Source organism: Methylobacterium sp. AC690 (assembly GCF_979256535.1).
On sequence record NZ_CEEDOX010000011.1, the window covers coordinates 164,538 to 185,001 of the forward strand.

The window sequence follows — 20,464 nt, forward strand, 5'->3', positions numbered from 1 at the left end:
GATGCATTGCGCCAAGATACCGCGCTGTTTGCCGGAGGCCGCGTCACGCTGCGCTTTGACGCAGACAAAGGGCGAGGCGTACAGGTGTCCCATCCTCCGGGCGTCGCGCACCGCGCTGCACCCGATTCGGCCACGAACGCATGAAGCGAGCACGGTTTCCTCGATGAGCGCAGACTATGCAGTGCCCTCCACCACGTCGCTGGAGCGCGACGCGCACGAGGCGTCGAGCGATCACACGGTCGCGCCGGGCGAAATCGCCATCGGCGTGGTGATCGGGCGCGCCGCGGAGTATTTCGACTTCTTCGTCTACGGCATCGCCTCGGTGCTGATCTTTCCCGGCGTGTTCTTCCCCTTCGCCGACCCGCTGACCGGCACGCTCTACGCCTTCGCGCTGTTCGCCCTGGCGTTCATCGCCCGCCCGATCGGCTCGGTGATCTTCATGGAGATCGATCGCCGGCACGGCCGGGCCGCGAAGCTGACCATCGCGCTGTTCCTGCTCGGCGGCTCGACCATGGCGATCGGATTCCTGCCGAACTATCACCAGATCGGCGCGCTCTCGATCTGGATCCTGGCGGCCCTGCGCTTCGGCCAGGGTCTGGCCCTGGGGGGCGCCTGGGACGGCCTCGCCTCGCTGCTGGCGCTCAATGCCCCCGAGAAGCAGCGCGGCTGGTACGCGATGATCCCGCAGCTCGGCGCCCCGGTGGGCTTCATGCTGGCGAGCGCCCTGTTCGCGTTCTTCCTGGGCAACGTCTCCAACGCCGACTTCCTCGATTGGGGCTGGCGCTACCCGTTCTTCGTGGCCTTCGCGATCAACGTCGTGGCGCTGTTCGCCCGCCTGCGGTTGGTGGCCACCGAGGAATTCTCGCGGATGCTGCAGATGCAGGAGCTGGAGCCGACCCCGGTGCTGGAGCTCCTGCGCACGCATGGCCGCTTCGTGCTCATCGGCGCCGTGGTGCCGCTGGCGAGCTTCGCCCTGTTCCACCTCGTGACCGTCTTCCCGATCAGCTGGATCCACCTGTTCACCGGGCGCTCGGCGGGCGAGTTCCTGCTGGTGCAGTGCTCGGGCGCCTTCCTGGCCGCCGGCACCATCGTGCTCTCCGGCGTACTCGCCGACCGCATCGGCCGGCGCACCCTGGTGGGCGTGGCGGCCGGCCTGATCGGTCTGTTCGCCCTGGCCAGCATCGCCGCACCGATCGTCTTCGGCGACAGCGAGCTCGGCCAGACCATCTACGTCCTGATCGGGTTCGGCCTGCTCGGGCTCTCCTACGGCCAGACCTCGGGCTCGGTGACCGCCAATCTGGGCACGCGCTTCCGCTATACCGGTGCCGCCCTCACCTCCGATCTCGCCTGGTTGATCGGCGCGGGTTTCGCGCCCCTGGTGGCGCTCAGCGTTTCCAGCCGCTTCGGCCTCTCCTGGGTCGGCGTCTACCTCCTCTCCGGCGCGGTCGCGACGCTCTGCGCCCTCGCCTTCAACCGCCGCGAGACCGCCCGCCTCTGAAGGCCACGCTCACGGCGCGATGATCGAGCCCCGGACGGCCCCGTGCCGCCGGGGCTTTTTCGTTGCGGCCCGGCCGCGACGTCCCCGCATCACCCATTGGGACGCAGGATCGCCGGCTTCGCGCGCGCGATCCCTGAGGTAGGATGCCGGGGCCGGGCCGGACGCGGGGCGACGGCTCAGAGGGATAGGGGCTCAGGGCATCGTGGCGAAGCTGATCTACACCCGCCTCGAGGACCACCCGCGCGAGACCTACGTCATCACGAGCGGCGCGCTGATCGTCGGGCGGGTGGATTGCATCCGCGACGATCCCGCGCCCGACGCGCAATGGACCTGGGGCTTGCACCTCGACATCGGGGCGGCCCCGTTCCGGCGGGGAGCGACCGTATCGACCCGGGACGAGGCCGTGGCGGCCCTGGAGCAGGCCTGGACCGAGTGGAAGCTCTGGGCCGGCCTGTGCGATGCGGACGGACCCGACGCATCGGGCGGAGCGCCGCCCCGGGTGCTGCGCTGAGGCGGACGGGGCGCGTCCTGCCGTCCCGTACGGCCCGGAAGAGCCGTCAACGCCGACTTGGGAATCCGGGCACGGGCCCGCTCAGCGGGCCCGTGCCCGCGACACCTCCATCACCAGGCGGGTCGCGAGGTCGAGCCGCGGCGTGATGCTGGCGAGCCCCGCGAATTCGTCGGCGCTGTGATCATGGCCGCCGACGATGCCCAGGGACTCGAGACGAGCGGGCTCGGCGGGGCTGTCGGACTGGAAGGCGTAACCCGCATCGGTGCCGCCGCCGATCTCCGCGAGGGCGAGGTCGGCGCTGAGTTTCGAAGTCGGTGAGGCGGGCTGACGCCGATGGCGCCCGGTCCCAGCGGCGAAACCGCGCCCCGGGGCGTCCGACCTGCGGGCGGCCCCGGGGACGAAGACGGGCGGTCAGACCATCCCGAGGGCCTGCATGTAGAGCTCGAGGATGGCTTCCTCCTCCTGGCGCTCGGCATGGTCCTTCTTGCGCAGGGAGATGATCCTACGCAGGGCCTTGGTGTCGAAGCCGGTGCCCTTGGCCTCGGCGTAGACATCCTTGATGTCGGAGGCGAGGCCGGCCTTCTCCTCCTCGAGGCGCTCGATGCGCTCGATGAAGCTCTTCAGCTGGTCGGCGGCGACGGAGGAAGCGTCGACGGCGGGTGCGGCGGATGCGGCCATGGTCGTCTCAAGTCCCTGATCTGCGAGGCGCGGGAGGCTGCGCCGGAACCGCCTCACTAAGCCGTCAAGCTTACCGGGACCTTAGTACGGCCCGGCCATTCCCCCGGCCCCGGCCTCAGTGTGGCTCCGCGGCCGCCTTGGCGAACGCCGCCTGCTGCTCGGGGGTCGCCTCGGATTGGTGCAGGCGCTTCCACTCGGCGAAGGGCATGCCGTAGATGCGCTCGCGGCTCTCGTCCTTGTCCATGGGCAGGCCGCGCTCATCGGCGGCGTCCTTGAGCCAGTTCGACAGGCAGTTGCGGCAGAAGCCGGCCATGTTCATCAGGTCGATGTTCTGCACGTCCGTGCGGGTCTGCAGGTGAGCGACGAGGCGCCGGAACACGGCGGCCTCGAGCTCGGTGCGGGTGGCGTCGTCGATCTCGGTCATGATGCGTCTCTCCCAATCTCCGCCTGAGGTCGGCGCGCCGGGGCGTCCCGTCAAGCGCGGATCGGCAGCATCGGCCGCAGGAGGCGCGCGAATCGCTCCGCCCAGGCGAGCTGTCCCGCCTCCGCGGCGATCAGGTCCTGGCGGATCTCCACCAGCGCGTTCGGCAGGCCCCGCGCCATGGCGTGGCGGTCGATCGTGTCGCCGGGCAGCCCGCCGCCATAGGGCTCGTTGTCGCCGACCGTCAGCCCGGCCGGGTCGGCCCGCAGCCCCGCGATCAGCGGCGCGCTCATCCGGTCGTCCCGGTCCCAGAGGATGCCGACCTCCCAGGGACGCGGCACGCCGCGCCAATACGGCGTGAAGCTGTGGATGGTGACGATGGCCGGGCGGGTGCCGCTGGCCTCGGCCCGCGCGATTCCGGCCTCGATCGCTTCGTCGAAGGGTTCGTAGAAGCGCCGGATGCGCTCGGCCTTGCCCGCCGCGTCGATGCGGGCATTGCCCGGGACCACCGCCCCGTCGGAGAGGCGCATCACCAGGGTCGGGTCGGCGCGGCCCCGGTTCGGGTCGATGATCAGGCGCGAGAACCGGGTCAGGATCGCGGGGGCGTTCAGGGCCTCGGCGAGCCGGCGCGTCACCGCGGCGGCGCCGATGTCGTAGGCGATGTGGCGGGCGAATTCATGCTCCGGCACCCCGAGCTGGGCGAGGTCCTCCGGTACATGGTTCGAGGCGTGGTCGCAGATCAGGAGCAGGCCCCCGGCGGGATCGCCCGGGATGGTCTCGACGGGATGCGGTGGCTGCATGGGGAGACACGGTCCGGTTTGGCGCGGGCGCTGATCCCGCGAACGCGCGGCTTGCCGAGGCGGCGAGCGTCGGGCACAGCACGTATCGCGGATCGCGCCGCGACGGCAACAATCCGGCACCATGCCGGGGGCACAACAATCCGGAGGAGAACCGCCGGGCCGCCTTTGCGATCGACCACCGGAATACGGAAACGCCATGACCGCACCCGCCATGACCGCACCCGCCTCGACCGATAACCGCCGCGCCCTCCTGCTCCACTGCCTCGACGAGGCGATCGCCGCCGCCCACCCGGCGCGCTGCCTCGTGCCGCACCTGCCCGCCCCGGGCCAGGGCCGCCTCATCATCCTGGGGGCCGGCAAGGCCGGCGGCAGCATGGCGGCGGTGGCCAGCTGGTTCTACCGGGAGGAGCATGGCGTCGATCCGAGCCGCATCGTCGGCTTGGCGGTCGCCCGTCACGGCTACGGCGAGGAAGCGCCGATGATCCGCATGGTCGAGGCCGGGCATCCGGTGCCGGACCAGGCCGGCATCGACGCCACCATCGACGCCCTGAAGATCGCCGCCGATGCCGGGCCGGAGGACGACGTGCTGGTGCTGCTCTCCGGCGGCGGCTCGGCCAACTGGATCGCCCCGGCCGGGGAGCTCACCCTCACGGAGAAGCAGGCCATCACCAAGGCCCTGCTGCGCTCCGGCGCGCCGATCAACGAGATCAACGCCGTGCGCAAGCACCTGTCGCGGATCAAGGGCGGCCGCCTCGCCATGATGGCGCGCAACGCCCGCTCGATCCTGACGCTGGCCGTCTCCGATGTGCCCCACGACGACCCGGCCGTGATCGCCTCCGGACCCACCGTGCCGGATCCGACGACCCTGGCCGACGCCCGCGAGATCTGCGAGCGCCGCGGCATCCCCCTGCCCGAGACCGCCAAGGCCCTCCTCAACGATCCCGCCAACGAGACCCCCAAGGCCGGCGACCCCGCCTTCGCCCGGGCCGAGTACCGCATCATCGCCCGGCCCATCGACGCCCTGGAAGCGGCGGCCGCCGCCGCGTCCGCGGCCGGCTACGAGCCGGTGATGCTCGGCCCCGACGTCGAGGGCGAAGCCCGCGAGGTCGCCGCCGAGCATGCCCGCATGGCTCGCGAGATGGCCGCGGCCGGCCGCAAGGTCGCGATCATCTCGGGCGGCGAGCTGACCGTGACGATCCGCGGCGAGGGCCATGGCGGTCCGAATCAGGAATACGCCCTGGCGCTCGCCATCGCGCTCGACGGCGCCGACGACATCCTCGGCATCGCGGCCGACACCGACGGCACCGATGGCGGCCGGGGCGAGGCCACCGACCCGGCCGGCGGCCTCGTCGACCCGACGACGCTGGCCCGCGCCCGCGAAGCCGGGCTCGATCCCGCCGCGATGCTGGCCGACAACGATTCGACGAAGTTCTTCGCCACCATCGGCGATCTCGTTCAGCCGGGCCCGACACGCACCAATGTCAACGATTGCCGCATCATCCTCGTCGGCTAGGGACGCCGCCGGGCGGGTCCAGGTCTTCGGGGGTTCCACGGTCGCCGCGGATCTCTCCTCCCGGGAGGAGAGAGACGGAGGCGCATGTCCGGATTCCCCGGACGCGGCCCTGACCGCGCTCCGGAGAGCGCCGCTCGGCCGTGAGAACGGGACCGCGGAACCGTCAGCCTCGCGCGGCCCCCTTGCCCCGCCGTCGTCCCAGGGCCGTGCAGCGGAGCCCGGAATGCGGATAGGCCGGTGGCCTTCGAGGTCGATGTCTCGGCGGCTCTGGCGTGCACGCCTCCGGCGCGCCCCTTCGGGTCCGGGCGCGCCTGCGGCGCCCCGGAACGACGGGGTGGCGCCCTGGGGAACGATGGCGCGGGTCGGTCGTGGCAGGTCCCTGGTCCTCGCGGGCGCGGCCCTCCTGGCCGTCATGCTCCTCCCGGCACCCGCCCGCGCCGACCTGCGCATGTGCAACCAGACCGCCAGCAAGGTCGGCATCGCCCTGGGCTACCGCGACCCGCAGGGCTGGGTCACGGAGGGCTGGTGGGACGTGGCCCCGAAGGTCTGCGAGACGCTCCTGAAGGGCTCCCTCGCGGCGCGATTCTACTACGTCTATGCGGTGGACTACACGCGCGGCGGCGAGTGGAGCGGCCGCTCGTTGATGTGCACCAAGGACCGCGAATTCACGATCCGCGGCGTCGAGGATTGCCTCGCCCGCGGGCTCGACCGCAACGGCTTCTACGAGGTCGATACCGGCGAGCAGAAGAGCTGGACGATCCAGCTCAACGACCCGAACCAGCCGGTGGCGCCGACGCCCTGAGCCGGCGCGCCTCCGAGACCGCGTCCCGGTCGAGCGACGCCGCCGGATCGTCCACAGTCCACGCACGCCCCGGGCAACGCCGCCGTCGCCTCGGGTCCGTCAGGCCGGCGGCCCCGACTCGGCCGCGGCCCGGACCTGGCTCCCGCCGAAGATCACCTGCGTGCGCAGGGGCGGCCGGGCGAGGTCGTAGAGGAGGCGCGGCGTGTCGGGCGCGCTCGCCGCGTCGAGGGCGGCGCGGTGCTCCGGCGCGAGGGCGAGGTCGAGGGCGGCCACGTTGTCGCCGACCTGCCCCGCCCGGCTGACGCCCATCAGGGTGGCGGCGACGCCCGGCCGGCCGATCACCCACGCCAGGGCGACGCGCGCCGCCGGTTGCCCGATCGCGTCCGCCACCCGTCGTACCGCCTCGACGATCCCCCAGTTGCGCGGTGTGAACAGGCTGTCGCCGAACGGGTTCGCCCCGTCGAGGCGCCGATCCGCTGCGGCGGGCTCGGCCTCCTCGTTCCGCGCCTCGCTCGGCAGGCCGGACCCGCGGGCCGGGGCCGCCTCGACGGTGGCGCGGTCGTACTTGCCCGTGAGCAGGCCGTAGGCGAGCGGCGACCAGGGCACCAGGCCGAGGCCGAACTCCGCCGCCAGCGGGACGTGCTCGTCCTCCACCTCCCGGCTCACGAGGGAGTAGAAGTATTGCAGCCCGATCGGACCCGGCAGCCCGCGCACGGAGGCCAGCGTCGCGAGCTTGGCCGCGTACCAGGCGGGCACGTTCGACAGGCCCCAATAGCGGGCCTTTCCCGCCCGGACGAGACCCGCCATGGTGTCGAGCAACTCCTCCGCCGGCGTGACGCCGTCCCAGACGTGCAGCCAGTACAGGTCGACGTAGTCCGTCCCGAGGCGGCGCAGCGAACCCTCGATCGCCGCGTGGATGTGCTTGGCCCCGCATCCGCCCGCATGCGGCCCGGCTCCGGCGGCAAAACCCGCCTTGGTGGCCAGGACGAGGCGGTCGCGCAGGCCACGCTCGGTCACGAAGCGGCCGACCATGGCCTCGCTGGCGCCCCCCGCATACACGTCCGCCGTGTCGATGAAGTTGCCGCCGCGCTCGACATAGGCGTCGAACACCGCGCGGCTGCCCGCCGCGTCGAGCCCCCAGCGCGCGGTTCCGAAGGTCATGGTACCCAGGGCGAGCGGGCTCACCGCCAGACCCGAACGGCCGAGGGTCCGATACTGCGTCAGATCCATTGCTGTGCCTCGCTAATCACTGATCGCAGCGTAGCGCGGATGCCAAGGGTGCATTAGCGTCCCGGCGCGGGATGGGTTTGTGAGCGAGGCACAGCAATGAGGCGCGGAGACCTCGATGATCTCGCGGCGTTCGCGGCCGTGGCGCGGAGCCTGAGCTTCACCCGCGCGGCGGCGGAACTCGGCCTGTCGCCCTCGGCCCTGAGCCACGCGATGCGCGGACTGGAGACCCGTCTCGGCGTGCGCCTCCTCGCTCGCACGACCCGGAGCGTCGCCCCGACCCCGGCCGGTGAACGCCTGCTCCGGTCGCTGAATCCGGCCCTGGACGAGGTGAACCGCGGGCTGGCGGCTTTGGCCGACTGGCGGAGCGAGCCGTCCGGGACCATCCGGCTGACCACCTTCGCCTACGCCGCGCGCACGATCCTCGAGCCGTCGCTGCCGCGCTTCCTGCTCGATCATCCCGCCGTCTCGGTCGAAGTTGTGATCGACGACCGCCTGACCGATCTGGTCGCGGCCGGCTTCGATGCGGGCATCCGCTTCGGCGAAACGATCGAGGGGGACATGGTGGCGGTGCGGGTCGGTCCCGACCTGCGCACGGTGGTGGTCGGCACGCCGGCGTATTTCGCCCGCCATCCCATCCCCACCACCCCGGGTGAGCTGGAGGCCCATAACTGCGTCTCGTACCGGCTCAGCGGGGGCGGTCTCCTGCCGTGGGAGTTCACGCAGGCCGACCGTGAAATCCGCGTGCGGACGGGCGGACAGTTCGTGGTCAACGATGGCGCGCTCGCGGCGGCCGCGATCCGCGCCGGCGCGGGCCTCGGCTACATGCTGGAATCGGACGTTGCGGCCGATCTCGCGAGCGGACGATTGGTCCAGGTGCTGGACGCGTGGTGCCCGCCCTTCCCGGGCTGCCACCTGTACTATCCGAGCCGGCAGGTTCCCCCTGCCCTGCGCGCTCTCACCGACGCGCTTCGCTGGCGGGACCGCGAGCGACGCGACGCCTGACAAGGCGCTCCGGGACGTCCGCGGCGCGACGCGGGAGCAGGGCCCGGGCCAATCCACGCGTCAGTGCGGCGACGGCGCGTCGCTGCGCCAGGGCCCCGTCGAGCGCCGGGGCCCACACCGTCCCGACCCGCTGCCCAGCCCGCAGCGAGGCCCGAAAAATCTTGACAATATTCCTATCATGTGCTCTTGTCCCGTCACTCGCCTCCCCCGATGGGAGGCCCGCCGGCGGACCGGGTTGGCGGGTTTGGGAGGAGGAGACGGCGCCCGCGTCGATGGCCCGGTTTCGCCATCGCCCCGGGCGGCACTGCGCGACGCAAGGTGTTCCGGAGCGGGCCGATCCGTCGGCCCGGCATCTGGGGCACCACCAGACAACGGACGGCCCGCCCACTACGAGGCGGGTCCGGGGCCGTGGGCCATGATAAGCCGGCCGCCGGGGCCGCCGATCCCGCGAGGGATCGGGGCACCGTAGGGGGGCTGCCACAAGCCGAGTCGCCGGCGCCGTAGACAGACGCCGTGACGTGAGGGGTTCGGGCCTCCGGGGCCGGACCCAGGGACGCCGGGGAACCGGCTTTCATTCTCCCCACGTGGTTTCGCGGCGTCCCGCGTCTCCCGCCATCGATCCCCCGCGCCGGAAACGGCGGCGGGCCGCGTCCGCATGTCCGCGGGGTATGACTTTGCCGGCCCATGTGTCGGCTGCATCGCGGCGATCCCCGCCGGCCCTGGCCGGCGCGGCGTTCTTGACCTCCCGGCCGCTTCGGTGCTTGTGGCCCTTCGCTCAAGATCCGGTCGTTTCGAAGCCGGCGGAGCCCACTCTGGGGATGGAGACTGCCTTGAAACGTTCACGCCGTACGAAGATCATCGCGACCCTGGGCCCGGCCTCAGACACGCCGGAGATGATCGAGAAGCTGTTTCGCGCCGGCGCGGACGTCTTCCGTCTCAACATGAGCCACCTGCCGCGCGAGAAGCTGCCGGAGAAGATCGAGGTCATCCGCACGATCGAGCGCGAGCTGAAGCACCCGATCGCGATCCTCGTCGACCTCCAGGGCCCGAAGCTGCGCGTGGCCGCCTTCGCCGAGGGCGCCGCGATCCTGCAGAACGGCGCCACCTTCGTGCTCGACAGCGACCCGACCCCCGGCGACGTCTCGCGGGTCTACCTGCCCCATCCGGAGATCCTCTCGGCCCTGGAGCCCGGCCACGTCGTCATCATCGACGACGGCAAGCTGCGGCTGACCGTGACCGAGGTGTCCGAGGGCCGCGCCGTGACCCGGGTCGAGATCGGCGGGCGCATCTCGAATCGCAAGGGCGTCTCCCTGCCCGACACGGTGATCCCGGTCGCCGCCATGACCGAGAAGGACCGGGGCGACCTCGAGGCCGGCCTGGCGGCCGGCGCCGACTGGATCGCCGTCTCCTTCGTGCAGCGTCCCGAGGACGTGGCCGAGGTGAAGAAGGTCGCGGCGGGCCGCGCCCTGGTGATGGCCAAGATCGAGAAGCCGCAGGCCCTGACCCGCCTGGAGGAGATCATCGAGATCTCCGACGGCCTGATGGTGGCCCGCGGCGATCTCGGCGTCGAGATGCCCCTGGAGCAGGTGCCCGGCGTGCAGAAGCGCATCACCCGCGCCTCCCGCCGCATGGGCAAGCCGGTGGTCGTCGCGACCCAGATGCTCGAATCGATGATCACCGCCCCGGTGCCGACCCGCGCCGAGGTCTCCGACGTCGCCACCGCCGTCTACGAGGGCGCGGATGCGGTGATGCTCTCGGCCGAGAGCGCCTCCGGCACCTTCCCGATCGAGGCCATCTCGATGATGAGCCGGATCGCCGAGCAGGTGGAGCGCGACGCCCTCTACTGGACCATCCTGACGGCCCAGCGCTCCGAGCCCGACGCCACCGCCTCCGACGCCATCGCGGCGGCGGCGCACCAGATGGTCGACGCCCTGAACCTCACGGCCATCATGGCCTGGACGCATTCCGGTTCCACCGCCCTGCGCCTCGCCCGCTCGCGGCCCAACGCGACGATCATCGCGCTGACACCGAAGCGGGAAACGGCCCGGCGGCTCGCCATGTGCTGGGGCACGCACCCGATCGTCACCAAGGACGCCAGCGACGTGGACGACATGGCGTTCCGGGCCGCGAAGTTCGCCGTGCGCGAAAACTTCGCCGAGATCGGCGGCCGCATCATCGTGGTGGCCGGCGTACCGTTCGGGACGCCCGGCGCGACCAACCTCGTGCGCATCGCCTTCGTCACCCGCGAGCACGCGGCGAAGGCCTGAACCGGCCGGGGCGCGTCCGGGCTGCGGGCCCGACGCGCCTCAGCGCACGGGCAGCGAATCGGCGAGACGCACGACCTCATCGACCACGGCCTGGGTGGCGACGGTGTGGACCATGTGGCCGATCCCGGGCAGGACCACGAGCCGGGCCCCCGGGATCAGGCGTGCCAGGGGCCTGGCGTGGCGCTCCGCCGGGACGATCCCGTCGCTGTCCCCGGTGATGATGACCGTGGGCGCGGTAATGCGGTCGTAGGCGGCGCTCTGGCGCTTCAGGGCGTCCGGCAGCGCCATCAGGTCCTGGACATTGGCGAGCATCGTCGCCGGACGCAGGACCAGGGCGGCCCGGCTCGCCTCCAGGTAGCCGGCCGGGGCCTCCTGGGGCCGGAACACCGACTGGCCCGCCGGCTTCAGGTAGTAGAGTCCCACCGGCGTCGCCACCGTCCGGCTGAGGAGCCAGGTCACCGGCGGCATCAGGGCCACCCGGTAGTACCAGGGGATCGGTCCGAGATCCGGTAGCGGCATCACCGCCGGCGCCAGCAGGACGAGGCCCGCGACCCGGTCGGGATGATTGAGGGCGAGCGCGGTCGCCAGCGCCCCGGCCCAGGAATGACCGACGATCAGGGCGGGCCCGAGCCCGAGATCCTTCAGGGCCTCGGCCACCGCCCCGGCCTGGGCCTTCGGCGTCGCCATGGCGGCGCCGGTCAGGCGGTCGCTCCAGCCAAAGCCCGGGCGGTCGAGGGCCACGACGCGGAACCCCTCGCCGGCGAGCCGGCGCCCGAGATCCGTCATCGGGTCGGCGGCATTGGCCGAAGCGCCGTGCAGCAGCACGACGGTGCCGCGCGGTGAGGGATTCGGACCGGCCTGGACCGTGGCGATGCGCCCGCCGGTCACCGACGCGAACGGCCCGGCCGGCGGATAGCGTGCCTCGATCCGCGCCGAGATCAGCAGGGTGACGCCAGCGGCGACGAGCCCGAGGACGACCCCGCCGGCCAGGAGGCCGGCGATCAGCTTGAGCAGGAGCATGATCGGCTACAGGTCGCGGCCGTCGACGTCCGGCGCCAGCCGGTCGATGGCCTGTTGCAGCCGATCCATCCGGGGATACAGCGCCGCCGCCCGGCGGAACGCCTCCAGGGCGCGACGCTTGTCGTCGAGGGTCTGGTAGATCCGTCCCAGGGCCGCCCAGGCCTCGTAGTGGCGCGGCTCGAGCACGAGGGTGCGCTGCAGGTCGGCGATGGCCGCGGAGGGGTCCGACAGCATCCAGAACACCGTCGCGCGCCGGTTCCAGCCCTCCGACCAGCCGGGCTCCAGGGTGGTGGCCCGGTCCATCAGCTCGATCGCCAGGGGGAGATCCTGCCCGGACATCGCCTGCCGGGCCCGCTCGGTGAGCAGGTCGGCCGTGGCGCTGCCGGAACGGCCGAGACGCTGCTCGATCAGCCGCGAGACGCCCTTCGCCTCGGCATCGTCGCCCGCCGCCTTCAGGCGCGCGTAGAGGTCGTCGAGCGTCAGCGGCTGCGTCTTCTTCGGCGGCTGCGCTTCCGGCGCCGGCCGAGCACCGACAGGGGGTGCGAGGAAAACGCAGAAAGCCGCGGCGAGCGCGGCTTTCAGGCAGGATCGATGCAGGCAGGATCGATGCAGGCAGGATCGATGGTGTGCGGGTCGCGACATGCCGGGAGCTTCCTCGCCCCGGATCGCGACGTCAACGTGCGCGCTTGCCGCGTCTCGCGGCAGAGCACCCCGTCGGCCTTAGCCCTGGCGGGCCTTGAAGCGCTTCTGGGTCTTGTTGATGATGTAGACGCGGCCCTTACGACGCACGATCTGGTTGTCGCGGTGACGGCCACGCAGGGACTTGAGGGAGTTGCGAATCTTCATCGGTCTCACGTCGGTCGGGAACGAGCCCGCCGCCTGTCCATAGGGTCTCGGGAACGAGGCACCTGACGGCGACCTCGGCGATGTGTCGATGCATCGCGGAAAGGCGGTTGCCTTATCAGGATTCGCGCCGGCAAGGCAAGGCGTCACGCCCCATTCCGAAGCGAAGCTTTGCCGGAATGGTCCTTCGCATCACGGAGGGGCCGAACCGGCATCGAACGTCGGGTAAGCGTCCGGGCGCCGCCGTGGCCAGCCGTGAGCGATTTTGGTGCATCTGCGGCCGGCCGAGCGCCGATTGGACGGAGACCGATATCCGTCTGTAAAGATTTGCATCGCTATGTCGTCGAGTACGCGCGTGGGGCGCGGAGATAGAACCCGTGGCGACCGGCATGGAGCAACCCGAAACACCGGCGCCGATCCAGCGTCGTGAGGAGCGCAGTCCGACCAATTGGATCGCGACCATCCGTTTCCGGGACGGTACCGAAATCCCCTGCAGCGTGAAGGATGTCTCGAAATCCGGCGCGCGCATCTGTGTCGGCGCGAACCAAGCGCTCCCACCCGTCTTCATGCTCCGAATCATCGGACGCGATTTCCTCTGCCTCGTCCGGATCGCCTGGCGACGCGGCGACTATGTCGGTGTGCGCATCGAGCGCGTCGGCAAGCTGCCGACGCCCGCTGCCGTCACGACCGCGGGCGCTCCCGCGCCGGCGCCGTCGGCGGACGTCTCGACTCCGGAGGACATCGCGGGCGGCGGGATTGGTGTCCCCTCGCGGAAGCGCGGCATCTCGGCCTTCTAAGACACCTGCCGCGGCATTTCTCCAAGCAGCCGGCAGGCAGGCGCCAACGAAAAACCCCGCCCTGCCGGAGCAGAGCGGGGTTTTCGCTGTTCGTGGGTAGCCGCGCCGGCCTGAAATCAGGCGGCGCTGCGGTTGCGGGCTTCGCGCTTGGTGTCGACGCCCGAAGCTTTGATCTCCGACAGCTTCTGCGCGACGTTGCGCGAGAACACGAACTCGGCCGGACGCTGGTTCTCCAAGCTGACCTCGGGAGCCATCTCACCCTCGGTCTTGATGCCGCGGAACGCGTGAACCAGGGGCTTCCAGGGCTTCTTCACGGAGTCGACGACCGAAGAGGCCTCATAGCCCGAGTGGACCATGCAGTCGGCGCACTTCTCGTAGTTGCCGGTGCCGTAGGAGTCCCAATCGGTCTCCTCCATCAGCTCCTTGAAGGTCGCCGCGTAGCCCTCACCCAGGAGGTAGCAGGGCTTCTGCCAGCCGAACACGGTGCGGGTCGGGTTGCCCCAGGGGGTGCAATGGTAGGTCTGGTTGCCCGCCAGGAAGTCGAGGAACAGGCCCGACTGCTGGAAGGTCCACTTCTCGCGGCCCTTCTCCTTTCCGTGCCGGAACACGCCGCGGAAGAGCTCCTTCGTCGCCTTCCGGTTCAGGAAGTGCTTCTGATCCGGCGCCCGCTCGTAGGCATAGCCGGGCGACACGGTGATGCCGTCGATACCCATCTTCGTCACGCTGTCGAAGAAGTCGGCGATCTTGTCGGCGGACGAGTTATTGAAGAAGGTGCAGTTGATGGTGACGCGGAAGCCCATCTCCTTGGCCTTCGCGATCGCCGCCACCGCCTTGTCGTAGACGCCGCGCTGACACACAGACTGGTCGTGCATCTCCTTGTCGCCATCGAGATGGATCGACCAGGTGAAGTACGGGCTCGGCTTGTACTCCTTGATCTTCTTCTCGAGCAGGAGCGCGTTCGTGCAGACGATCGCGAACTTCTTCTGCGCGATGATGCCCTCGACGATCTGGGGCAGATCCTTGTGCAGGAGCGGCTCGCCGCCGGCGATCACCACCACGGGTGCACCGCACTCGCGCACGGATTCCAGCGCATCGGCGACGGGCAGTCGCTTGTTCAGGATCTCGTCCGGGTAATCGATCTTCCCGCAACCGGCGCAGGCAAGATTGCAGCGGAACAGCGGCTCCATCATCATCACGAGCGGGTAGCGCTTGCGACCGGTGAGGTGCTGCTTCAGGATGTAGCCGCCAATCTTCGCGACGTACCGGATAGGGATGCCCAAGACGCGGCTCCTTGTTGTTGGCCCCGATGTATCGGGCTGCTTAGCGTGAAAAAAGGCCAAATTCCAGCGAGGTAGACTGGAACGAATCCGAAAGGCCCCGAATGGATGCCGTTCGTGCAAATTCTCGCGGCGCTGAAACAATCCGGCCACAGAGGGTGGCCTGGACTCTTCGGTCAGCCGGAGCGCGCCGGCGGCATATAACCCCGTCGGATGCGCTTATTCCTAGTCGTTGACTGCATGCCAGAGCCGCAGCTTAGCAGTTGGCGGTCCTTACTTGCGTTCACCAAAGCTTGGGTCGCGGAGATGTGCAGTGCGAAATCACACCCTGGCTTGAACCGATGATCGATCAATCCGTTTGCGTTGCATTACAGACATTTGGTCGCTACGTGAGCGCCTGAGTGAAGCAAATTCGTGTGAGCAATGCGATTCGTTTGATGAACCGCACTACCGTCGCTCTCCGGCCGCGCGAGACACCGTTCGTGGACCGGATTCGAATTTTGCACCAACAGGTGATAACCGGCGTCACAAGACAGATCGATTCCCGTCCCGTGGCTCCACTGGCCTCGGCGCCGAAGTTTGGCGCGGCCGGGCGGCAATCGGATCGCTCAGGCAGGTAGGATACTCGTGATCGAACGGCTCGTCGCGTTTTCCGTCCAGCGTCGCTGGTTGGTCATAGCTCTCGTCGCACTCGTCACCGTGGCCAGTGCCGGTGTGGCGGCTCACCTCTTCAAGATCAACACCGACGTCGAGCGGTTGATCGACAAGGATGTGCCCTGGCGTCAGGACGAGATCAACTACGAGAAGGCTTTCCCGCAACGCACCGGCACCCTCGTCGCCGTCATTGACGGCAAGACGCCCGAGGAAGCGGAGGAAGCGGCGGCCGAGTTCTCGGCAGCCCTCGTCAGCCACAAGGACATGATCGAGTCGGTGTACCGTCCGGACGGCGGTGCCTTCTACGAGAAGAACGGCTTCCTGCTGATGTCGCAGGAGGAGCTGACGAAGACCACCGAGCAGCTGGTGCAGCAGCAGGGCCTCCTCGGTCCGCTGGCAGCCGATCCGTCCCTGCGCGGTATCATGCGGGTCCTTGGTCTCGGCGCACGGGGCATCAAGAGCGGCGATGCCAAGCTCGAGGATCTCGAGCGGCCGATGGCGCAGATCGACACGACCGTGCGCAAGGTGCTGGCCGGAGAGCCCGCACGCATGTCCTGGCAGATGCTCCTGTCGAACGGGCAGACGCAGAGCACAGACCTGCGCAAGTTCGTGATGATCCAGCCCGTACTGGATTACAACGCCCTGCAGCCGGGCGCGAACGCCACCGAGGTGGTGCGCAAGGTCGCCTCCGATCTCAAGATCAACACCCTCGGCGGACCTGAATTCGCCGGCGCTCCGCGCATGCGGCTGACCGGACCCGTCGCCGTGGCGGACGACGAATTCGCGACCCTTTCCGAGGACGCGCTGCTCAACTACAGCGTCACGGTCGGCGCGATCGTCCTATTCCTCTGGCTCGCCCTCCGCTCCGCGCCCCTGATCGGTGCCGTGCTGATCACGACCTTTGCGGGGCTCATCGTCACCGCCGGCCTCGGCCTGTTGATGGTGGGCGAACTCAACCCGATCTCGGTGGCGTTCGCCGCACTCTTCGTCGGCCTTGGCATCGATTTCGGTATCCAGTTCGCGGTGCGCTATCGTGCCGACCGCTTCGAGCAGCCCGACCTGCTGTCGGCGATGCGAGCCGCGGCCCACGGGGTCGGCTGGTCCCTGACCCTCGCGGCGATCTCCTTGATCGCAGGCTTCTTCGCGTTCCTGCCCACCGCGTTCCGCGGCGTCTCCGAACTCGGCCTCATCGCCGGCGTCGGCATGATCGTGGCCTACCTGTTCTCCCTCACGTTGCTGCCCGCGCTCATCGCGGTGTTCAAGCCGAAAGGCGAGCGGGAGGCCGTCGAGACCACCTGGCTTGCCGGGGTCGATCCTTGGATCATCCGTAACCGCAAGCCGATCCTGATCGGCGTCGGTGTGATTACGCTGGCGGGCATCCCGCTCCTGTTCAAGCTGCCCTTCGACTCGAACCCGATGCACCTGCGCAGCCCGAAGGTGGAGTCGATCTCGACCTACCTCGATCTGATCAAGGATCCGGCGACGAGCCCGAACATCATCGACGTGATGGCGCCCTCCGTGGATGCGGTGCCGTCCCTGGCCGATAAGCTCCTGAAGCTGAAGTCGGTGGCCAAGGTGATCGACATCAACACCTTCGTGCCGCCGGATCAGGATCAGAAGCTCGCGACCATTGCCGAGACGGCACAGCTCCTCGGTCCGGTGCTGAACCCGGGCCGCAAGCCGCCGCCGCCCACGGACGCGGACAACGTCAAGGCGATCAAGGAGGCCGTCACCGCGCTGCGCGGCATCGCCTCCAGTTCCAATGCCCCCGGCGCGAAGGCGGCAGGCGATCTTGCAACCGACCTCGACAAGCTCGCTGCCGCCCCGGTCGGCCCCCGCGAAACCGCCAGCGTTGCACTCACCACCGACCTGAAGACGCTGCTGACCCGACTGTCCGGGCTTCTGAACCCCGAAAAGGTCACCCTGGACAACCTGCCGCCGAAGCTGAAGGCCGAGTGGGTGGCTGCCGATGGACGCTCTCGGATCGAGGTTCATCCGAGCGGTGACGCCAACGACAACCGTGTCCTCCGGAACTTCGCCAAGGAGGTTCAGAGCGTTGCGCCGCACGCGACGGGTGCGCCCGTCGCCACGACCTCTTCGAGCTACACCATCCTCGGCGCGTTCCTGCAGGCCGCGATCACCGCCCTGGTGCTGATCTTCATCATCCTGTCCGTGGCGCTGCGGAAGCCGTGGGACGTCGCGATGACGCTCGGCCCTCTGGTGCTGGCGACCCTGTGGACGTTGATGGCGCTGCACATCGTCGGGATGCCGCTGAACTTCGCCAACATCATCGCGATGCCGCTGATGCTCGCTGTCGGCGTGGCCTTCCACATCTACTACGTCATCGCCTGGCGAGCGGGCGTCACCGACATGCTGGCCTCCAGCCTGACCCGGGCGATCTTCTTTTCGGCCCTGACCACCGGCACCGCTTTCGGATCGCTGGTGCTCTCCAGCCATCCGGGTACAGCCAGCATGGGCAAGCTCCTCGCCCTGTCGCTGTTCTTCACCCTGGTCGCCGCGTTCTTCGTGGTTCCGGCCTTCCTCGGCCCGCCGCCCAAGCACCCGGATCCGAAGCGTCCTGAAGGTGACACGGCCGTGCCGCCGGCCGCCCGCGCTCACGCCGCGGAAGCCGTTCCCGTGAAGTAAGACGCGGTTTGCAGAGCAAGACGAAAAACGGGCGCGGACCAAATCCGCGTCCGTTTTCCGATCCAGCGGTCCGATCGGTGCAGCGTCGTCCGATCGATCAGACCAGAAAGTCCGAGAACCCGCCACGCGGGATCCCGGCGACGGCCGCCACGCTCTCCGATGCGATAAGCGCATCGCGTTCCGCCGCGTAGGCATAACCCGGAGCCTCACCCGCGAACCCGCCCCCGGTGGCCGGATGCGTATAGAGTTCGGTAAGACCGTCCGGCAGGTGCCTAAGAAGTCCCGCTACGCGGGCCGGCGTCATCGCGCCAGACCAGGCAAGGCCCAGGGTTCGATCAGGGATCAGGAGCCCGGCCTGACGTGCGCGGACTGCGAGGAGCGCTGCCCAGGGCGCCGTGTCGAGGGCCGCCTTCGCGACCGTTCCCGGCTCCGCGGCCCGCAGCACCGCGCGGGTCTCACGAGGCACGCGGATCGCCCGCATGCCGTGCCGGGCGCCGACGGCGAGGACGAGCCCCGCGATCAGCGGGTGCACGTGGAAATGCTTGTGGGCGTTGACGTGATCGAGGGGCAGACCCGTTTCTTTGTAAGCCTGAAACTGGGCTTCGATCTCGGCGGCCAGCTGACGCCGCGCGGATGCCTTCAAGGCGAGGTCGAGGCCGAGCCGACCCATGTCGCTGCGGATGAGCCCGTCCGGTCCGACAAGATCCGGCAGTTCGGCCGGCGGCAAGGTCGGCCATGCCTCCACCATCACGAGATGCAGACCGACCCTGAGGGACGGCAGGCGCTTGGCCCGTGCCACCGCGTCGGCAGCGGCCGGCGCCGAGACCATCAGGCTCGCGGCCGTCAGGATACCGTCACGGTGGGCCTGCTCCACCGCCTCGTTGACCTCGAGGCTGAGGCCGAAATCATCAGCCGTGACAACCAATCGCTTCACAGAGCGGCTCCGGTTTGCGGACGGTGTCTCCGTCCGCGGTTGAGGATCTGGACCCCGGAACGCGAAACGGCCGGGCTTTCCAGCCCGGCCGTCTCCTATCGAACCGGCGTCGCGCTCAGGCGGCAGCGCTGGTCTGACGCTCCTTGAGGAAGCGGTAGAACTCCACGCCCTCGCGCAGGCGGCGCTTCATCATGTCGGGCGACCGCACCATCTCGGAGACGATCGAAGCGATCTTCGGTGCGCGGAAGTAGAACTTTTTGTAGAACTCCTCGACGGCCGCGAAGATTTCGGTGTGCGACAGGTGCGGGTAGTGCAGCGGCGCGATCTGGACCCCGTTCTCATCCACCAGTTCGGCATTCTCGACGTCGAGCCAGCCGTTCTCGACGGCCTGCTTGTAGAGGAATGTGCCGGGATAGGGCGCAGCCAGCGAGACCTGGATCGTGTGCGGGTTGATGCGCTTGGCGAAGGCGATCGTCTCCTGAATCGTCTCCTTCGTCTCGCCGGGGAGGCCGACGATGAAGGTGCCGTGGATGGCGATACCGAGTTCGTGGCAGTCCTTCGTGAACTTCTCGGCGACCTCGACGCGCATCCCCTTCTTGATGTTGTTCAGGATCTTCTGGTTGCCGGACTCGTAGCCGACCAGCAGCAGGCGCAGGCCGTTATCCTTGAGGACCTTCAGGGTCTCGCGGGGCACGTTCGCCTTGGCGTTGCACGACCAAGTCACGCCGAGCTTACCGAGCTCGCGGGCGATCTCCTCGGCGCGAGGCAAGTTGTCGGTGAAGGTGTCGTCGTCGAAGAAGAACTCCTTCGTCTGCGGGAACTCCTTCAGGCAGTACTTGATCTCCTCGATCACGTGCGCGACCGAGCGCGTGCGGTAAGTGTGACCGCCGACCGTCTGCGGCCAGAGGCAGAAGGTGCAGCGCGATTTGCAGCCCCGGCCCGAGTAGAACGAGATGTAGGGGTGCTTCAGGTAGCCGATGAAGTACTTCTCCATCTCGAGATCGCGCTTGTAGACCGACGTCACGAACGGGAGCTGGTCCATGTCCGTCATGATCTCGCGGTCCTCGTTGTGGACCACGACGCCGTTGGCATCACGATAGGACAAGCCCTTGATCTCGGACATCGGAGTGCCGTCGGCGACTTCCTTGACGGTGAAGTCGAACTCGTTGCGGGCGCAGAAATCGATGCACGGGGCCTGCGCCATGGAGCCGGCGGCATCCACCGCCACCTTCGCGCCGATCAGGCCGGCGATGAGCTTCGGATTCGCAGCCTTCAGCGCCTCGACGGTCTTCACATCCGACTTGAACGATGGAACCGAAGTGTGAAGCACCACGAGGTCGAAGTCGTGTGCCTGGGCGACGATCTCGTCGAGCTTGATGTTGTGCGGGGGAGCATCGATCAGCTTCGAGTTCGGCACCAGGGCGGCCGGTTGTGCGAGCCAGGTCGGATACCAGAACGACTTGATCTCGCGCTTGGCCTGGTAGCGGGAGCCGGCGCCGCCGTCGAAGCCGTCGAAAGTGGGGGCCTGCAGGAAGAGGGTGCGCATGGGGTTCAAGGCCTCAGCGAGATCA

At 69.2% G+C, this 20,464-nt stretch carries 19 protein-coding genes; 9 read left to right on the plus strand and 10 right to left on the minus strand.

Going from position 1 to position 20,464, the window contains the following annotated elements; genetic code table 11:
* The first annotated feature begins 163 nt into the window (after positions 1 to 163).
* The 3 genes from AC0IY1_RS14630 (at position 164) to AC0IY1_RS14640 (ending at position 2,327) form a co-directional block, all read left to right on the plus strand.
* On the plus strand, positions 164 to 1,498 hold the full coding sequence (locus AC0IY1_RS14630) for an MFS transporter (protein ID WP_055951820.1): 1,335 nt from the start codon (positions 164 to 166) through the stop codon (positions 1,496 to 1,498).
* Positions 1,499 to 1,700: 202 nt separating this feature from the next.
* A complete protein-coding gene (locus tag AC0IY1_RS14635; protein ID WP_055951817.1) occupies positions 1,701 to 2,009 on the plus strand; it encodes a hypothetical protein in 309 nt (102 codons plus the stop codon).
* A 183-nt stretch (positions 2,010 to 2,192) separates the two neighbouring features.
* A complete protein-coding gene (locus tag AC0IY1_RS14640; protein ID WP_471770397.1) occupies positions 2,193 to 2,327 on the plus strand; it encodes a hypothetical protein in 135 nt (44 codons plus the stop codon).
* Positions 2,328 to 2,420: 93 nt separating this feature from the next.
* Here the strand turns inward: AC0IY1_RS14640 and AC0IY1_RS14645 are convergent, their stop codons facing one another.
* The 3 genes from AC0IY1_RS14645 to AC0IY1_RS14655 all read right to left on the minus strand — a co-directional run bounded on the left by AC0IY1_RS14645 (position 2,421) and on the right by AC0IY1_RS14655 (position 3,908).
* On the minus strand, positions 2,421 to 2,687 hold the full coding sequence (locus AC0IY1_RS14645; RefSeq protein WP_055951813.1) for a DUF2312 domain-containing protein: 267 nt from the start codon (positions 2,685 to 2,687) through the stop codon (positions 2,421 to 2,423).
* A 115-nt stretch (positions 2,688 to 2,802) separates the two neighbouring features.
* Positions 2,803 to 3,111 carry a DUF1244 domain-containing protein gene (locus tag AC0IY1_RS14650; protein WP_471770398.1) on the minus strand — a complete coding sequence of 103 codons (309 nt, stop codon included), beginning with the start codon at positions 3,109 to 3,111 and terminating at the stop codon, positions 2,803 to 2,805.
* Positions 3,112 to 3,161: 50 nt separating this feature from the next.
* Complete coding sequence (locus AC0IY1_RS14655) at positions 3,162 to 3,908, minus strand: N-formylglutamate amidohydrolase (RefSeq protein WP_055951807.1); 747 nt, start codon at positions 3,906 to 3,908, stop codon at positions 3,162 to 3,164.
* 196 nt (positions 3,909 to 4,104) lie between these two features.
* On the opposite strand from AC0IY1_RS14655, the gene AC0IY1_RS14660 reads away from it, so the two are divergent.
* Entirely contained in the window at positions 4,105 to 5,421 is a 1,317-nt protein-coding gene (locus AC0IY1_RS14660) for a glycerate kinase type-2 family protein (RefSeq protein WP_471770399.1), read from the plus strand.
* A gap of 412 nt (positions 5,422 to 5,833) precedes the next feature.
* Entirely contained in the window at positions 5,834 to 6,223 is a 390-nt protein-coding gene (locus AC0IY1_RS14665; RefSeq protein ID WP_103708938.1) for a DUF1036 domain-containing protein, read from the plus strand.
* A gap of 99 nt (positions 6,224 to 6,322) precedes the next feature.
* Here AC0IY1_RS14665 and AC0IY1_RS14670 read toward each other — a convergent pair whose 3' ends face one another.
* Positions 6,323 to 7,453: an aldo/keto reductase gene (locus AC0IY1_RS14670; RefSeq protein ID WP_471770401.1), complete on the minus strand. Its 1,131-nt coding sequence runs from the start codon at positions 7,451 to 7,453 to the stop codon at positions 6,323 to 6,325.
* A 96-nt stretch (positions 7,454 to 7,549) separates the two neighbouring features.
* On the opposite strand from AC0IY1_RS14670, the gene AC0IY1_RS14675 reads away from it, so the two are divergent.
* The gene (locus AC0IY1_RS14675) at positions 7,550 to 8,455 is read left to right on the plus strand and encodes a LysR family transcriptional regulator (protein ID WP_471770404.1); all 906 of its coding nucleotides are present in this window, start codon (positions 7,550 to 7,552) and stop codon (positions 8,453 to 8,455) included.
* A gap of 830 nt (positions 8,456 to 9,285) precedes the next feature.
* Positions 9,286 to 10,722 carry a pyruvate kinase gene (gene pyk / locus AC0IY1_RS14680; RefSeq protein WP_055953604.1) on the plus strand — a complete coding sequence of 479 codons (1,437 nt, stop codon included), beginning with the start codon at positions 9,286 to 9,288 and terminating at the stop codon, positions 10,720 to 10,722.
* Positions 10,723 to 10,761: 39 nt separating this feature from the next.
* Here the strand turns inward: pyk and AC0IY1_RS14685 are convergent, their stop codons facing one another.
* From AC0IY1_RS14685 to ykgO, 3 genes are all read right to left on the minus strand, one after another.
* Positions 10,762 to 11,742 (minus strand): alpha/beta fold hydrolase, encoded by a 981-nt coding sequence (locus AC0IY1_RS14685; protein ID WP_471770407.1) that lies wholly within the window; start codon positions 11,740 to 11,742, stop codon positions 10,762 to 10,764.
* Between the two features lie 6 nt (positions 11,743 to 11,748).
* A complete protein-coding gene (locus tag AC0IY1_RS14690) occupies positions 11,749 to 12,384 on the minus strand; it encodes a tetratricopeptide repeat protein (protein ID WP_471770409.1) in 636 nt (211 codons plus the stop codon).
* 78 nt (positions 12,385 to 12,462) lie between these two features.
* Complete coding sequence (gene ykgO, locus AC0IY1_RS14695; protein ID WP_055886195.1) at positions 12,463 to 12,588, minus strand: type B 50S ribosomal protein L36; 126 nt, start codon at positions 12,586 to 12,588, stop codon at positions 12,463 to 12,465.
* Between the two features lie 374 nt (positions 12,589 to 12,962).
* Between ykgO and AC0IY1_RS14700 the strand changes: the two genes are divergently transcribed.
* On the plus strand, positions 12,963 to 13,382 hold the full coding sequence (locus AC0IY1_RS14700; protein ID WP_245435980.1) for a PilZ domain-containing protein: 420 nt from the start codon (positions 12,963 to 12,965) through the stop codon (positions 13,380 to 13,382).
* Between the two features lie 116 nt (positions 13,383 to 13,498).
* On the opposite strand, the gene hpnH is transcribed toward AC0IY1_RS14700, so the two are convergent.
* The gene (gene hpnH / locus AC0IY1_RS14705; protein ID WP_103708912.1) at positions 13,499 to 14,662 is read right to left on the minus strand and encodes an adenosyl-hopene transferase HpnH; all 1,164 of its coding nucleotides are present in this window, start codon (positions 14,660 to 14,662) and stop codon (positions 13,499 to 13,501) included.
* Between the two features lie 624 nt (positions 14,663 to 15,286).
* On the opposite strand from hpnH, the gene AC0IY1_RS14710 reads away from it, so the two are divergent.
* A complete protein-coding gene (locus tag AC0IY1_RS14710; RefSeq protein ID WP_471770411.1) occupies positions 15,287 to 17,959 on the plus strand; it encodes an MMPL family transporter in 2,673 nt (890 codons plus the stop codon).
* A gap of 97 nt (positions 17,960 to 18,056) precedes the next feature.
* On the opposite strand, the gene hpnK is transcribed toward AC0IY1_RS14710, so the two are convergent.
* Together hpnK and hpnJ are read right to left on the minus strand one after the other, a co-directional pair.
* Positions 18,057 to 18,893, minus strand: coding sequence for a hopanoid biosynthesis-associated protein HpnK (hpnK, locus tag AC0IY1_RS14715; RefSeq protein WP_471770413.1), 837 nt, complete (start codon positions 18,891 to 18,893; stop codon positions 18,057 to 18,059).
* A 115-nt stretch (positions 18,894 to 19,008) separates the two neighbouring features.
* A complete protein-coding gene (gene hpnJ / locus AC0IY1_RS14720; RefSeq protein WP_055951775.1) occupies positions 19,009 to 20,439 on the minus strand; it encodes a hopanoid biosynthesis associated radical SAM protein HpnJ in 1,431 nt (476 codons plus the stop codon).
* Positions 20,440 to 20,464: the final 25 nt, after the last annotated feature.